This window comes from Geobacillus thermoleovorans (assembly GCF_001610955.1).
In the GTDB taxonomy this organism is placed as follows: Bacteria; Bacillota; Bacilli; order Bacillales; family Anoxybacillaceae; genus Geobacillus; species Geobacillus thermoleovorans.
Genome location: NZ_CP014335.1, coordinates 582253 through 597329, shown reverse-complemented (window position 1 = coordinate 597329; position 15077 = coordinate 582253). Strand labels below are relative to the sequence as shown.

The 15077-nt window shown below is 53.6% G+C and carries 17 protein-coding genes; 6 read left to right on the top strand and 11 right to left on the bottom strand.

The window, feature by feature from the left end; translation table 11 throughout:
• Positions 1–57: 57 nt before the first annotated feature.
• The 6 genes from serC to GT3570_RS03100 all read right to left on the bottom strand — a co-directional run bounded on the left by serC (position 58) and on the right by GT3570_RS03100 (position 4940).
• The gene (serC, locus tag GT3570_RS03125; RefSeq protein ID WP_011230153.1) at positions 58–1140 is read right to left on the bottom strand and encodes a 3-phosphoserine/phosphohydroxythreonine transaminase; all 1083 of its coding nucleotides are present in this window, start codon (positions 1138–1140) and stop codon (positions 58–60) included.
• A 129-nt stretch (positions 1141–1269) separates the two neighbouring features.
• Complete coding sequence (locus GT3570_RS03120) at positions 1270–1458, bottom strand: sporulation YhaL family protein (RefSeq protein WP_011230152.1); 189 nt, start codon at positions 1456–1458, stop codon at positions 1270–1272.
• Positions 1459–1570: 112 nt separating this feature from the next.
• Positions 1571–1699 (bottom strand): hypothetical protein, encoded by a 129-nt coding sequence (locus GT3570_RS03115; RefSeq protein ID WP_014194989.1) that lies wholly within the window; start codon positions 1697–1699, stop codon positions 1571–1573.
• Positions 1700–1722: 23 nt separating this feature from the next.
• A complete protein-coding gene (gene yhaM, locus GT3570_RS03110) occupies positions 1723–2700 on the bottom strand; it encodes a 3'-5' exoribonuclease YhaM (RefSeq protein ID WP_011230150.1) in 978 nt (325 codons plus the stop codon).
• A 118-nt stretch (positions 2701–2818) separates the two neighbouring features.
• On the bottom strand, positions 2819–4048 hold the full coding sequence (locus GT3570_RS03105; protein ID WP_011230149.1) for an ABC transporter permease: 1230 nt from the start codon (positions 4046–4048) through the stop codon (positions 2819–2821).
• Positions 4041–4940, bottom strand: a complete 900-nt coding sequence (locus GT3570_RS03100; RefSeq protein WP_011230148.1) for an ABC transporter ATP-binding protein — start codon at positions 4938–4940, stop codon at positions 4041–4043. The genes GT3570_RS03105 and GT3570_RS03100 overlap by 8 nt, the downstream gene beginning before the upstream one ends.
• A gap of 149 nt (positions 4941–5089) precedes the next feature.
• Between GT3570_RS03100 and GT3570_RS03095 the strand changes: the two genes are divergently transcribed.
• On the top strand, positions 5090–5275 hold the full coding sequence (locus GT3570_RS03095; RefSeq protein WP_014194986.1) for a YhzD family protein: 186 nt from the start codon (positions 5090–5092) through the stop codon (positions 5273–5275).
• Positions 5276–5312: 37 nt separating this feature from the next.
• Here the strand turns inward: GT3570_RS03095 and GT3570_RS03090 are convergent, their stop codons facing one another.
• The 4 genes from GT3570_RS03090 to GT3570_RS03075 all read right to left on the bottom strand — a co-directional run bounded on the left by GT3570_RS03090 (position 5313) and on the right by GT3570_RS03075 (position 9594).
• Positions 5313–6818, bottom strand: coding sequence for a coproporphyrinogen III oxidase (locus GT3570_RS03090; protein WP_020278971.1), 1506 nt, complete (start codon positions 6816–6818; stop codon positions 5313–5315).
• Between the two features lie 214 nt (positions 6819–7032).
• The gene (locus GT3570_RS03085; RefSeq protein ID WP_011230145.1) at positions 7033–7896 is read right to left on the bottom strand and encodes a Cof-type HAD-IIB family hydrolase; all 864 of its coding nucleotides are present in this window, start codon (positions 7894–7896) and stop codon (positions 7033–7035) included.
• A 133-nt stretch (positions 7897–8029) separates the two neighbouring features.
• Positions 8030–8389, bottom strand: a complete 360-nt coding sequence (locus GT3570_RS03080; protein WP_021322507.1) for a YlbF/YmcA family competence regulator — start codon at positions 8387–8389, stop codon at positions 8030–8032.
• A gap of 71 nt (positions 8390–8460) precedes the next feature.
• Positions 8461–9594: a DUF445 domain-containing protein gene (locus tag GT3570_RS03075; RefSeq protein WP_062898429.1), complete on the bottom strand. Its 1134-nt coding sequence runs from the start codon at positions 9592–9594 to the stop codon at positions 8461–8463.
• 126 nt (positions 9595–9720) lie between these two features.
• On the opposite strand from GT3570_RS03075, the gene GT3570_RS03070 reads away from it, so the two are divergent.
• The 4 genes from GT3570_RS03070 to GT3570_RS03055 are packed head-to-tail and all read left to right on the top strand — an operon-like array spanning position 9721 to position 14376.
• Positions 9721–10797: a YheC/YheD family endospore coat-associated protein gene (locus tag GT3570_RS03070; RefSeq protein ID WP_062898428.1), complete on the top strand. Its 1077-nt coding sequence runs from the start codon at positions 9721–9723 to the stop codon at positions 10795–10797.
• 6 nt (positions 10798–10803) lie between these two features.
• Positions 10804–11889: a YheC/YheD family endospore coat-associated protein gene (locus tag GT3570_RS03065; RefSeq protein WP_020278974.1), complete on the top strand. Its 1086-nt coding sequence runs from the start codon at positions 10804–10806 to the stop codon at positions 11887–11889.
• Positions 11867–13216 (top strand): YheC/YheD family endospore coat-associated protein, encoded by a 1350-nt coding sequence (locus GT3570_RS03060; protein ID WP_011230140.1) that lies wholly within the window; start codon positions 11867–11869, stop codon positions 13214–13216. The genes GT3570_RS03065 and GT3570_RS03060 overlap by 23 nt, the downstream gene beginning before the upstream one ends.
• On the top strand, positions 13210–14376 hold the full coding sequence (locus GT3570_RS03055) for a YheC/YheD family endospore coat-associated protein (protein WP_062898427.1): 1167 nt from the start codon (positions 13210–13212) through the stop codon (positions 14374–14376). Before GT3570_RS03060 ends, GT3570_RS03055 begins: the two co-directional genes overlap by 7 nt.
• Here GT3570_RS03055 and GT3570_RS03050 read toward each other — a convergent pair.
• Complete coding sequence (locus GT3570_RS03050) at positions 14336–14737, bottom strand: hypothetical protein (protein WP_011230138.1); 402 nt, start codon at positions 14735–14737, stop codon at positions 14336–14338. The two genes, GT3570_RS03055 and GT3570_RS03050, sit on opposite strands and share 41 nt — an antisense overlap.
• A gap of 115 nt (positions 14738–14852) precedes the next feature.
• On the opposite strand from GT3570_RS03050, the gene GT3570_RS03045 reads away from it, so the two are divergent.
• On the top strand, positions 14853–15041 hold the full coding sequence (locus tag GT3570_RS03045) for a hypothetical protein (RefSeq protein WP_011230137.1): 189 nt from the start codon (positions 14853–14855) through the stop codon (positions 15039–15041).
• Positions 15042–15077: the final 36 nt, after the last annotated feature.

The window sequence follows — 15077 nt, the reverse complement described above, 5'->3', positions numbered from 1 at the left end:
CTCGAGAATTTTTCTATCATTATATCACTTTGCAGTGTAAAAGTGAAGAAGAAATTTTCAGGCAAAACGGCGGCGGAACTCGTTCATAAACGACGCAAGCGCTTCGCACGCCTCAAGAGGCACCGCGTTGTAAATCGACGCCCGGCAGCCGCCAACCGATCGGTGCCCGCCGAGCCCGACAAACCCGCGTTCTTTCGCCTCGGCGAGGAACGTTTTCGTCAGCTCCTCATTTGGAAGCGTAAAGGTGACGTTCATGAGCGAACGGCTTCCCTTTTCGGCGTGCGGTTTGTAAAAGCCGCCGCTTTCATCAATCGCCTCATACAGCACGGCCGCCTTTTGCTGGTTGCGCTCTTCCATCGCCGCCACACCGCCTTGCTCTTCGACCCATTCGAGCACGAGCGACAGCATGTAAATCGCAAACGTCGGCGGCGTGTTGTACAGCGAATTGCTCTTCTGGTGCGTCCGGTAATCAAGCATCGTCGGCAGCCCGTCCGGAATGCGCTCAAGCAAATCGTTGCGGAGAATGACAACCGTGACTCCTGACGGGCCGAGATTTTTCTGCGCCCCGGCGTAAATGAGGGCAAATTGACTGACATCGAACGGACGGCTTAAAATATCGCTCGACATATCCGCGACCAAGTCAACCGGCGTGTTCGGAAATTCCTTCCATTGAGTGCCGAAGATCGTGTTGTTTGACGTAATATGGACATAGGCGGCGTTTTTCGGCCATTGGACGTCATCAAGCGGCGGAATGTATGTGTAGTTCGCTTCTTTGCTCGAAGCGACGACCGTTGTCAAACCGATTTTTTGCGCTTCTTTCAGCGCTTTCTCCGACCATGCCCCGGTCAGCACATAACAGCCGATTTTCCCTTCCGTGAGGAGGTTCATCGGCACCATTGAAAACTGCAGGCTCGCCCCGCCTTGCAAAAATAAAATGTCATATCCGTCCGGCACATTTAGAAGCCGCTTGAGCCGCTCTTTCGCCGCATGATGGACAGCCTCGTATTCCTTGCTTCGGTGGCTTAATTCCATAACCGACATGCCGGTGTTTTGAAAATTAAGCAGCTCTTTTTGCGCCCGTTCAAGCACCGGAAGCGGCAGCGCTGACGGGCCGGCGTTGAAGTTGTACGCGCGTTTCATTGTCATCCCTCACTTTGCCTCCTGGTAGTCCATTGATATTATTATCCTAGCACGATTCGCAAAAAAAGAAAGAGAATTTTTCGAAAAAAACGCTTTCAAACGAAATCTTCCAAAAAAAGAAAGCCCCTGCTATTGCAAGGACTTCGCTTGTTTCCGCCGCTCGCGCTCCTTTCGGATGCGCTCCATGTAAATCTCCCCTTCTTTTTCAATGAATGCTTCGTCGATTTCCCGCTCACGCGCCGCCGTTTTTACGGTCATATAGCCGCTGAAAATAATGCCGGCAACAACCAAATACACCCACCAAGGCAAACTGAGCATCGCCATTCCCCCTTGTATGCTTGTCTTGTACTTAGTACACTATACGCGCAACAAGGGAGCAGTATGCATGGAGAAAGAGGCGGGAAAGCCGCCTCTTTCTTAGGGACAACGCTTATGCTTCGTTTCGCTTCTTCTTTGTTTTCTTCTTCGCTTTCTTCCACTGTCGGCGCAGCTCGTTCAACTCTTCTTTCGCCTGTTCATACTGAGTCGTCGGGACGATTTCAATGATCGGTTCGATCATGATCATCCCCCCTTTTTCCGCCCCTACTCTTTACTACCCGGATTTTTTGGCTTTGAAACAGACAAAAACGCTGGTTTGTAAAACGAGCGGTTGTCAAGGGCAAAAACGCGTTCCGTAAACTCGCCCGGCTTCACCTTCTCGAGCGCGCGGTCGATCATCGTAATTTTCGCATCCAAATTGTCAATGTAATGAAGCACCTCAGCTTCTTTGACGAGCGGCGGCTTCGGGCTGCCCCACTCCGCCTTGCCATGATGCGCGAGCACAAGATGTTGCAAAATGACAACTTCTTCACCTTGAATGCCGAGCTGTTCCGCCGCCTTGCTGATCTCGCTCACCATGATCGAAATGTGTCCGAGCAAATTTCCTTCAAGCGTATACGCCGCCGATACCGGACCGGATAGTTCAATCACTTTGCCAAGGTCATGCAAAATGACGCCGGCATAAAGCAAATCTTTATTGAGCGACGGATAGAGATGGATGAGCGCCTTGGCGAGCTCGAGCATCGACACGACGTGGTACGCCAGTCCGGAGATAAATTCATGATGGTTTTTCGTCGCCGCTGGATACTCAAAAAACGCCTTTTCGTATTTTTTCAACAAATAGCGGGTAATGCGCTGGATGTTTGGATTTTCCATCGCAAATATGTATTCCATGACTTTCGCCTTCATTTCCTCGCGGCCGAGCGGAGCCTTCTCCAAAAAGTCATCGATGCGCACGGCATCGCCCGGATGAGCAGGACGGATCGAACGGATGCGCAGCTGCAATTTGCCGCGGTAGTTATGGATGTCTCCCGCCACTTTGACGATGCACTCCGGCACATACCGCTCTTCGTCATCCGGCGAGACATCCCACAGTTTGGCTTCAATGTCGCCGCTTTTATCTTGCAAAATCAAAGTTAAGAACGGCTTGCCGTTGCTGGCGATGCCTTTCGTTGCTGATTTGATGAGCAAAAAGAGATCAACTTGTTCCCCAACCTCATAATGGATGATGCCTTTCGCCACTTCGTTCTCCTCCGTTTCTCTGTACGTACTTTCTAGTATATCATAACGGTTAGAGGGCAAAAAGAAAGCCTTGCCGAAACGGCAAGGAAACATTGGCCCAAACGCCCCGTCACGCTGTTTATTTTTTTGTTAGCTGAATGGCCCGTTTTATATCCTTGAAAATGTTCATTCGCCCATACATCAGCACACCGCCTCGATACACTTTGGCGCCAAAATAGATCAGCAAGGCAATCGTCGCCGCTAAAAGCACAAGGCAAAGCGCCACTTCCCACCCCGGCACGGAAACGAGGCCGATGCGCAAAAACATGAGCATCGGAGCGAAAAAGGGAACAAACGAGGCGCCGGTCACGAACGCCGACTCTGGCGCATTCAAGCCAAACATCGCGATCATAAATGCAGCGACAACCAACATCATGACCGGCGTAATCGCCGGCTGCACATCTTCGACCCGGCTGACGAGCGAACCGAGCACGGCAAATAGCACCGCATACAAGAGGTAACCGAGCAAGAAAAAAACGAGTGCATACACAAATATCGATGCCGGCAGGTGGTCAAATCCGAGGAAACGCCACACTTCCTGCCCGCTCGTTTTTAACGCGGCGAAAGCGACGGCGAAAAAAACGAAAAATTGCGTCAAGCTCACAAGAGCAACGCCGATGATTTTGCCAAACAGCTGTTGGACCGGCGGGACGCTTGACACTAAAATTTCCATCACGCGCGACGATTTTTCCGTCGCCACCTCCGTCGCAATCATTCCTCCATACATCAAAACAAACATATACATCGCGAAAAGAAGGACATAAACAAGAGCGCGCGCTTGGTTCAACTCCTCTTCCGTCTTCGCGTTTTTTTCCAATGCCACCTTTTGGAACGGAACCGGTTTGTAAAGCTCTGCCATTTGTTCATCCGTCAGGCCGAGCTTAGCGGCTGAAAGCGCTGTTTTCAGCTGGCTTAGCGCTCGTTTGAGTTCCTCAGGCGTCTGATTGTCCACAATCGTATTGGCATAATACACCGCTTCCGGCAATCCTTCCGCATCCATGGACAATACGAGCAATCCGTCCCATTTGCCTTCTTTGACTGCTTCTTTCGCTTCGTTTTCCATATCCGTAATTTTCGTCAACGCGATTTGGTCATGGCTTACCTGCTTCTCAAGCGGACCGTACAAAGATCCCGTGCGGTCAATGACCGCGACATGAGTCTTTTCATCACCGGTGAAAAACTCGATGATCGGCTGAATGTTGGCCACCCCGATGATCAACAGGCAAGTGATGGCGGTTGTCACAAGAAATGCTTTCGCCCTCAGCTTCGTTCCATACGTATGCCCCGCCACAAGGAAAAACTTATTCATACGCCGCACCTACTTTTTCAATAAAGATATCATTCAGAGACGGTTCTTCCAAGGCAAACAGACGAACCGCGACTTTTCCTGCTATATGGCCGAGTATCGCTTGTGCCGTCTCCTCATTGGCGATTTGCAGCCGCACCCCTTCCGCCGTCCTCTTCCACTGCAAAACGCCAGGAAACCGCGCCAATTCTTCAAACGGCCCGTCCCCTTGAATAACAAGGATTTGTTTGCCAAACGAACGTTTCAGTTCACGCAGCGCTCCAGCCACCACCGCGCGGCCGCGGCGCAAAATGCAGACATGTTCGCACAGCTCTTCCACATGTTCCATCCGATGACTCGAGAAGACAATGGTCGTGCCGTTCCGTTTTAAATCAAGCACCGCTTCTTTCAACAGTTCAACGTTCACCGGATCAAGACCGCTGAATGGCTCATCCAAGATTAATAGCTTCGGTCGATGAAGCACAGCAGCGATAAACTGGATTTTTTGTTGGTTGCCTTTCGACAGCTCCTCCACCCGCTTGTTGGCATAATCGCGGATATGGAAGCGCTCAAGCCAGCGGTCGATTTCCGGAAGAATATCCGTCTTCTTCATTCCACGCAACCGCCCTAAATACAAAAGCTGCTCTTGCACTTTCAGCTTCGGGTACAACCCGCGCTCTTCCGGCAAATAGCCGATCAGATGGCCTTTCGAGTAATCAATCGGTTCGCCTTGCCAACGGATCACCCCTTCCGTCGGGAGCAGAAGGCCTAAAATCATGCGAAAGGTCGTCGTTTTTCCCGCTCCGTTCGCCCCAAGCAATCCGAACATCTCCCCTTCTGGAACCGTCAACGTCAAATGGTCGACGGCCGTCGCCTGACCAAACCGTTTCGTCACCTCAATGATCTCTAAACTCATCCACATTCCCCCAACGTAAAACAAATTTTCCATCCACATTATTAAAACGTGCAGTCTCAAAAAAAGTTTCAGACAGAAGCAGGAATTTGCCTATCAAACCTCTAAATGAAAGAGAAATGAATGATGATTCAGCGAAAGGAGATGGTGACATGCCGATGTATACGTTGACCGCTTTTGAGCGCGACGGAGAAAAATTGCTCGATGAAACGTTTGAAGCAGCCAATGATGAAGAAGCGAAAAAAATCGGTGAACAAAAGCTGCGCGAGCGCGGCTGTTGGGACAAAACACACCGTTGCGTCAATGCCAGCGGCAAGCTCATTTTATTTCACCGCTAATCAAAACACCCCGGGGTTGTTCCCGGGGTGTTGTTATTTATCCAAATATTTCCTTTAATATATTGATTTTCTCTTCCGTATATTCGGCGAAATGCTCGTTGTACACTTTCGGCTCTTTGGGGTTCGCCTGGCGGGTGATTTTCCGCGTTTTCGGATCGACAAACTTGCTTGATGCCCCGCAGCCAAGGCCGATGATCGACTGCTGCTCTTCCATGATCATAATGTTGTATATGCTCTCTTGACCTGGCAGCGCGTAGCCGACGTTTTCAAGGTTGCCGAGAATGTTTTTTTGTCGATACAAATAGTAAGGGACATAACCGTGTTCCTTTGTCCATTCTTGGGCAGCCTTCATCATCGCCTGCACTTCCTCGCGGCTGGCGACTTTGTACTTTTGTTTGTTCTTTGTCATTTCCGACGCCCGTTTAAATGACAGCGTGTGGATGGTGAGCGATTCCGGCATGAGCCGCTCCGTCTCGGCGAGCGTATGCGTAAATTCCGCCAGACCCTCGCCGGGCAGTCCGATGATTAAATCCATATTAATGTTGTTCATACCCATTTGCCTTGCTAAATGAAACTTGTGGATCGTCTCTTCGACCGTATGATGGCGCCCGATCGCTTTTAACGTCTCCTGAATGTAGGATTGCGGGTTAATGCTGATGCGGTCGATCCGCCACTTTTTCAACACTTCGAGCTTCTCCGGCGTAATCGTATCCGGACGCCCGGCTTCGACCGTGATTTCGCGGACGCGGTCGACGTCTGGAAATACGTCATACATATGAGCGTACAGCCGGTCCATCTCGTCGGCCGTAATGCTCGTCGGCGTCCCGCCGCCATAGTAAATCGTTGTGATGCGGATGCCGCGCTCGCGCAAAAAGCGGCCGACCGCCTCCATTTCGTAATGAAGGCCGGCCAAAAAGGCGTCGACCGACCCTTGGCGGCCGTTGATGGCGTACGCCGGAAATGTGCAATAGGCGCATTTCGTTGGGCAAAATGGAATGCCGATATAGATGCTCACTTCGTGGGCCAAATCGTATAAATCCGGAACGACCGTGAGCTGACGATCCACGATCGCTTGCATTAATTCGATTTTTTCGTTTGTCACTAAATACTCTTCAGCCAGCTTCCGGTGCGCCTCTTCTTTCGAAAGGCCTGAGCGCAAAAGCTGATGAAGCAGCTTGACCGGACGAACGCCGGTCAGCACGCCCCACGGCTGAATGAGGCCGGTAGAACGCTCAAGCAACGTCAAATAGACATGCAAAACGGCGTTTTTCAGCTGTTTTTCGTACGTTTTCCCGTCAGCATCCGCCGGCGTGCTGCATTCATGACTCGCTTCCTCAACGCGCCCGGACGTCTTGTCGAGAAGCGTCCCAGAAACAGCGATGCACCCGTCTTTCTTGACGGAAAACATAACGGCCATATCGGCCTCGGGAAGCGGCGCGAGCGACAGCTCCGGCGCTTCGAAGAACAGCTCGGTCATCACTTCGAGCGGGCGCTGAAACCGTTCCGGATGAGGCAGTCCTTGAATTTCGATCCGCACGTTCATCACCTTTTCTTTCAAACTTCTTTCAGTGTACTGAACGGCTGTTTCCTTCGTCAAGCGGAAGAATGCACCTTTGCCGCCGACTTTATGGAAATGACTCTCGCCCGGCCAACTAGATTAAAAAAGCCGGACATTCGCTCCGGCCTCATTTTTATGATTTTCGTGAAAACGGCAAGCGCCAGTTGTCCGCTCACGGTTCGCTCCCCGCTCAAGCTGCTTACTGTTTCGTTTTGAGTTTTTGCAAAAACTCGATCCGTTGCTGTTTGCGGAAATGTTCTTTCACCATGTAGGCGACGCCGAGCTGTTCGTTCGAACGCGTCACCCAGTCGGCCGCCCGCTTCACCTCAAGCGGTGCGTTCCCCATGGCGACGCCGAGCCCAGCCGCTTCAATCGCCGGCAAATCGTCAAGGCCGTCACCGATCATCACCGTTTCTTTCAACGATACGCCGATATGTTGAGCCAGCCGGCGCAACCCCGCGAGTTTAGACACTCCTTGCGGGACAATTTCCATTTTTCCGTTTGGCTGCATAATCATATCAATGGACGGAATCGATTTCGTCAATAAAGCGGCCGCTGCATCCCTCTCTTCGTCTGTAGCAAAATATACATCAATTTTCGGCACAGCGATCGGTTCGTCGATCAGCACATCGCCAAGTGAATCGACAAATTGAGTCGGATAGAAAAACGGGTCGCTTGAGGAGAGAACCGTTTGCACGACAAGGTTTTTCTTCACTTTCTTCCGATTGCCGAGCGAATACCGCTCATGCATGAGGCGGATGTTGCAGTTGAAGTTTTCCAAAATTTGCACGATATTAAACGTCCGCTCCTCAGGGATCACGGCGTCAAACAGCCTATCATCAAGCGTTCTGGCAATCATCGCTCCTTGGAATGCAATGAGCATCCCATCAAGCCGCAGCGCTTTCGCCACTTTGCGGGCGGAAAGCAAATTGCGGCTCGTGATTAACGTAACATAAACTCCTTTTTTCTTCACATAGTCGACCGCCTCTTTTGTTTCGCGCGGCAGGCGGCCGTTGTTTTTTAAAATCGTTCCGTCAATGTTGAGCGCCAACAGCTTATACACGGCTGTCTCCCCCTTTTGTCCGTCTCAACCTCTCTTGCCGCCGCCAGCAAGCTGGCGGCCGCTTTGCATTCCTTATCATTTTCATGACTATGACGAAACGGACAAAAAAAGAACACCCGACCGGGTGTTTTTCCTATCTTCCTTCCATGAATGAACGGTGCAACTCCTCAAGCGGCTTCATGGCGATTTGCTGAACCTCGGCAATGGTCATGCTCATTTGCTGCTCGAGCGCCATCAGGCGGGCGAGTTTCTCGTTTTGCTGGGCGAGCGCCATCGCCTTTTGCGCCTGTTCGATTTCATCAGGCAAAATGGCCGCCCCGCGCATCTGTTTTTCATGGAGCTGAAGCTGGATGTCGCGGACATTCGCGAACATTCGATAGGCGGTTTCATCTCGGCGGACATCTTCGTATGCCCGTTTCAGCTGCTGAAACGGCTCGCTCGCCCGAATCGCCTGCTCAAGCTGTCTAGCGAGCGCATGAAGGGGTTCAGACATAAAAAGAGCCTCCTATACGAATATCGTTCACGTTCTAACGTATGCGCCATCTGGCGGCGATATGCCACAGCCTACAGCCATAAGCCAATGACGCCTTGAACGGCGCCGATCAGCCCGCCAAGCAAAGCGCCCAAATACGTAATCATCTTTAGTTCACGGCGGGCGATCGATAAAATGATCGCTTCCAATCGTCGTAATGAAAACGACTCCACTTGGTCGCGGACAATATCCGCCAACCCAAGCTGTGCAACAATCGCCTCGATTTTGTCGCTTAACAGGCAGCTGACCGTTGCCGCCGCCTGCGGGATGAGGCGGTCAAACAATGGTTGCTCGTACGGAGCGATCAGCTCATCAAGCGGGCGATGCAGCCAGCCGCCGCTTTGCACCAAGCGGCGGGCAGCCGACCGCACCGCTTCATCGATGCGCCGGCGGCCGATCATCTCTTCCACGGTTGCGAGCGGATAGTCCAACCATTTGTTCCACTCCGTCCAAAGAAGGCGGGAGAGCACCTCTCTTGTGCCAGCATGGCGCAAAAATTTACCGAGCTCCGCCTGCACCTTATCGACGAAATTGACATTGCCAAGCAACATCTGCAGCATATTTCCAACCATCCCGCGCTCTTGGAAAAAACGCTCGATCATGCTGGAAATCTGCTGCTTTCCCTCCTCGCTGCGAAAGTAGTCAAGCGTCCTGTCGGCCAAATAACCCGCTAGACTTTCGACGCGCGCTTCCATCGTCTGCTTCAACTCCGCTGGCAATACATCGCGTATCGGCCGCAGACGCCACGTTTCGCTCCACCGTTCATACGCTCGCTCAGCTTGCTCGGCCGCCATCGCTTCGAGCCGCTCGGCGGGAGAGCGAATACCGAGGCGTTCAAGCAACTCAGCCGGCGTTTCTTTGCGCGCAAGCCACTTTCGAAGCCATTCCCGCCCCCACTCGGCCATCTCGGCCGTAAAGGACGGATCCATGAGTTTGCGCCGCAATCCTTCCGGCGTCACCAAATGCTCCACGACCGTTTTCCCGAGCTGTTCGGCCAGCTCCCGCCGCCGCTTTGGAATCAATCCCGGCGTAAACGGCAGCCGTTTTCCAAACACGTACATCGGCTCATGTGGGCGAAACAGCATCACGATGGCGATAAAATTCGTTACCCCGCCAATGAGCGCCCCGACCGCCACCATAAACAGCAAATAAACGAACGTTTCCATCCTCTTCTCCTTCCGTCCCCGCCGCTGTCACCAAACGGCGTCCGTCATCATACGATGGCGATATAAACGTTTGCCTAATTGTTCATTATAGAGCTTGCCTGACGAATGCGCAAATGAGGGACTGCGATGAGCAAACAACGAACGATGGCTGTGCTGACGGAAATCAATGAAACAAGTGAACGGGCTGCCTTTGGATCCATCCATCATTTTTGCGAGGAATTGGCGGCATATGCTAGAAAGCGTGGTCTCTTTTTTTACGTGTCCTCGCCGGCGCTTTACTTAGAGGGAGGCGGCTATCAGTGGACCGAAAGCGGATGGGGCAAGCGGGACGTGCCTCCAGCCGATGTCGTTTACAATCGCCTTCACTCGCGCAAGCTCGAACGCTCCCCTTTGTTTGCCGAGCTGCTCGCTCGGCTTGCCGAAGAAAACGGGATGATGTTCAACCATCGCTTTTTGCATAAATGGGAAGTGCACTGCCATTTTGAGCGGCACGAGTACTTGCACCCGCACTTGCCGAAAACGGCGCTCTGGAGCGGTCAACATACGCTTGAGGCGTTCCTTGACGCTTTCCCATCCGTCTTTCTCAAGCCGATCTATGGCAGCCAAGGGCGAGGGATTTTCTGCCTCCAACATTCGGACGACGGAATTTGTCTTCGCCATTCCACTTCCGCTTCAACGGCCGTATATCGTTCGATGGACGCTTTAGCTTCCGCTTTGCGGCAACAAATCCGAACGCCGATGATCATCCAACAAGGGCTTGAGCTTCGCACCCTCGACGGCCGCCCGGTCGATTTTCGCCTGCTTTGTCATCGCGCCCGCCACAATGATTGGCGCGTCACTTCCGCCGTCGCCCGCGTAGCGCCGCCCGATCAGTTTGTCGCTAACCTTGCCCGCGGCGGAGAACTGATGGCGGTCAATGATGTCTTGCGGAAGTGGTATACGAGAGCTGACGCGTTCCAGCAAAAACAGCTTCTGAAAGAAATCGCACTGGAATCCGCCGCCGTTCTCGCCTCGGAAGCGGAGGGACTGTATGGAGAGTTTGGCGTTGATCTTGCCATTGACATCCATGGCCAGCCGTGGATCATCGAGGTGAATACGAAGCCGTCGAAACAGACGGATATGGCCGCTTCCTACCAATCGGTCCGCCCGTCGGCGAAGGCGATCATCGACTATAGTTTGACATTGATGGAGGAAAAGGAGTGAACCGTTTTGCTTTCACTCGGTTTTGTCACCCTTGACGAACAGCAAGACCACACGTATTGCACTGAGGTGGCGAAATGCGCCAGACGCTACGGCATTTCCGTCTGCCGCTTTTCGCCGCTTGGCATCGATCCGCAGACGGAAAACGTCCGCGGCTTTCTCTTTCAAGAGGAAACGAACGAATGGACAAACGCCGTCTTTGCCATTCCGCCATTTTTATATGACCGCTGCTTTTACGGCAATGATGAGCGGTCCAAAAAAGCAAAACCGATTATGAACTGGTTGAAGCAGCGGCCTGACCTCACGTTTTTAGGCTATGGCCTGCCGGGCAAATGGGACGTATATGAAGCGCTCTCCTCTCACCCGCTCTTGTCCGCATACGTGCCTCCGACTGTCCGGCTTGAGCGCGCCGATGATGTGCTTGCGCTTCTCCGCCGCGAACAAGCCGCCATCGCCAAGCCGGTGCACGGCTCCGGAGGACGCGGTATTTGCATCTTTCAAAAGAAAGGGAAGGCGCTGTCCGTCCAAGACAGTCACGGTCAAGAACAGGCCGTCATTGCCCGCCGAAGCGAGCTGGAACAGCTCCTCGCCTCTTGGAGCCGCCGCGGCGAGTATGTCCTGCAGCCATTGCTTCAGCTATCGACCCCGGAGGGTGAACCGTTTGACCTCCGCATTCTTTTGCAAAAGGATGAAAACGGACGCTGGGTGGAGCGGGTGCGGGCCGTGCGAGTCGGCCGACCGGGGGCATGGGTGGCCAACGTCCGCGCCGGCGCGGACATTCGTCCGTTTTCCGAGTGGCTCGACCGCCTTTCCTCTTCAAAACGTCTCTTCGTGCTCGATGGCGTTGAGACGATCATCCGCACGCTGCCAGTTTATATGGATCACACGTTCGGTCCTTTGTTTGAAATCGGCTTGGATCTTGGTGCAACCGACAACGGGGCGGTGTGGATTTTGGATGTCAATTCCAAGCCGGGGAGAAAAGTGGCGCATCTTCTGCCCCCGGAGCAACAAAACGAACTGTACGAAGCGCCGCTTCGGTATTGCTTGTTTTTGGCCAGAGGAGGAAAAGCCAATGACCTACACGTTGATCATTGACGAACAACAAACAAATACGGTGATTCTTCCCGCCACGCTCCAAGCATCTAGGCAAACATCAGCCGCGTTCGGCAGCCTTGTCACCCCATGCCGGGTCATTTCTTCCCCCCGTCTTGTCGACCGTGTGATTGTGGCGCATGACGTTGCCCGATGCTTGTCGATCCCATTTGCCGCTGACGTTCATGTCTTTTTGACCGATGAAGCTGTTCACTTCGGGCCGCTTGTCGGCATTTTGACCGCCGGATTCACAAAGTCGCTCCACCGCCCGGTCGGCAGCCGGAGCTTCTTTTTTGCCAAGTTGCTGGCGCAAGAAAAGCAAGTCGGCGGATTTGCCTTTTTGTTTGGCGCGCCCCATATTGACTGGGAAAACGGCATGACGAACGGCTATTTTTACACAGAGCGCGGCTGGGAACGCCATACGGTGCCGTTGCCGAATGTCGTTTACAACCGGCTGCCAAACCGGCGCGTCGAAAAGGAGGAAACGTTTCAAACGATGACGAAGACGCTGCAAACCACCTACGGCATCCCGATCTTTAACGGGTGTTTTTTCAACAAATGGGACATTTACCGCCGGCTCGCTGCCCATCCGAAGGCGCAGCCGTATTTGCCGGCGACGTCCGCCCACGTGACGCAGCACACCATTGAGCAGTTTCTTGCCCGCTACCGTGAAGCGTACATCAAGCCGGCCGACGGCAGCCTCGGCCGCGGCATTTATCATTTAGCGAAAAAAAACGCCTATGAATGCCGGTTCCGCGATGAAAGCGGAGAAATACAAACAGTGCTGTTTCCCACCGCCATGGCGGTGTGGCATCATTTGCTCGCCCATGCGCCGCTTCACCGCTATGTCATCCAACAAGCGGTTCCGCTTCTTGCCGTCAACGGCCGACCGGCTGATTTCCGCGTTCACGTTAACAAAAACGAACACGGCATATGGCAAGTGAGCGCCATCGCCGCCAAAATCGCTGGAAAACAAAGCATCACGACCCATATGAACAGCGGAGGCATCGTCAAAACGCTGGAAGAAATTTTCCCGGATGCCGCCGAGCGCGAAATCATGCTCGCCCGTCTTTCTGACGCCGCCCTTACGCTCAGCCGTTGCCTTGATGAAGCATCAGAAACGTTGATCGGCGAAATCGGTTTTGACCTTGGTGTTGACCAACAAGGAAGGATTTGGATGTTTGAAGCCAATTCCAAACCCGGACGGTCGATTTTTAAGCATCCAAAATTAAAGGACGCAGACGAACGAACAGCGCGGTTGCCGCTCGCTTACGCCGTCCACCTCAGCAAAACAGCCATCACCGAACCCGAGGCGCTTTGGCCATGCTGACGATCGGCTACCGTCCTGACACCGGCGAGTGGGTGTGCAACAGTCCGGGCGGCCCTTATCGATTCGGCAGCGGCTGGGTTGCTCCCGCCGCTGTCCTTCCCGATCTCGTCTTTCCCGTCCGCGAGCAAGATGGACGGGTGGGACCGCTCGTCGGCGTGCTGATCAGCGCCTCGTCCCTTTCCGCTTTGCTGGCTGGGAAAAAGCCGTGGCTTGAAACCGTCATCCGCTCCATCCACAAAGCCGGCGGCATCTCCGTCGTCAGTGCGGCCGCCGGCATCGGAGAGAAAACGGTCTCCGGATATCTATTCGTTCCGACGCTTCATCGTTTCATCGAAGCGGCCGCTCCACTGCCCGATGTCGTCTACAATCGAGTAAAAAGCCGCGAAGAAGAAGAAAGCGAGCCGTTTCAAACGGCGGCTGCCCAGTTGAGCGCCCATGGCGTTCCACTTGTCAACCGCTCTTTTTTCCGCAAATCGGACGTTTATGACGCGCTGCGGTCCGACCGCCGGCTCTGGACGCATCTATTGCCGACGGCGCCTGTCCAAACAGCGACCGATCTTCGCGCTTGGCTCCGCCAATACAGCTGCATTTACTTGAAGCGGGATGACGGCGCCAGAGGAATGGGGCTGTTTCGTCTCACCGCCTTGTCAGAGACGGAAGCCATTTGCGAATATCCGGGCGGCCAAAAACGGTTCTGCTCGCTCGATGCGCTCGCATCACTCATTCAGTCCGGCCGCTACATCGCCCAAGCATTGGCTGAAACGGACGAGTGGAATGGACGCCGCTACGATTTGCGCGTGCTCGCCCATTGGCACAACGGCCGCCATACGATCACCGGCATCGGTGTTCGTTCGGCCGACGTCGAGTCAGTGACGACCCATGTGTTTCATGGCGGAACCATCCTCCCGTACAAAGAAGTCAAGGAACGCATCGATGAAGCGGCGCTCGAGCGGCTTATTGCCTTGAGCGGCGCACGCCTTGGCGAACGGTTTGGCTTTGTCGGCGAGTTTTCCGCCGACATCGGCGTCGGAAGCGAACAGCAGCTTTACATTTATGAAATCAACGCCAAGCCGATGGTGTTTGATGAGCCGGAGATTGAGGCACGGCGGCTTGAGAGGCTCAATCAGCTGTTTGCCGAGCTCGCTCATCGTACGCCATAGCTAGAAACTGGCCGCTGTAGCGAAGCGCCTGGCGGAACACAGCATCAACCGCTTGTTTGGCGGCTCCATTTAAGCTTTGGCAGACGTTCTGGCATAACATCGCTTTTTCCCACTCAGCCGCCGCCATGGCTTGCAAGAGATCACAACGAGGTGCGCCTGCTTTGCTTTGCTCTCTTTCCGCTCGACCGTCGGCGTTAGCCCCAGCAACTAAATAATGCACGTATTGCCAAAGTTTACGCTGCCGCTCGGCTTCAGCCAAATAGACCGCCCATGCCTCATCCGTTTCCATCTCAGCGAGCTGCCGGGCTTTTTCTTCCGCCGCGGCGGTTGTTTCGAGCAATTTTTTGATCAGCATGATCATCGCGTGCCGCCCCTTTCTTCCCGCTTGTCCTCTTTCATCCATATGAATGGCATGGATAGCGTATGCCTCTTTTGGACAAACTTTAGGAAAAACGATGAGAGGAAGGAGCGAGATGATGGAACGAAATGAAGCCGAGCGCCGGGATTCATTGTACGAAGGACGCGATGAATACTATATGGACATCGACCGCATGATCAACGAAGGGATGGCCGGAGGTGCTGTGTACGGCCACGGCGATGACGTCAACATTGAGGAAGCGCGCGATCTTGTCAAAGAAGAGCCGCCGTACGAAGCCGGCCAGTAAACGGAGCCGATTTTCCCGCCTCGGGAAAGTCGGCCT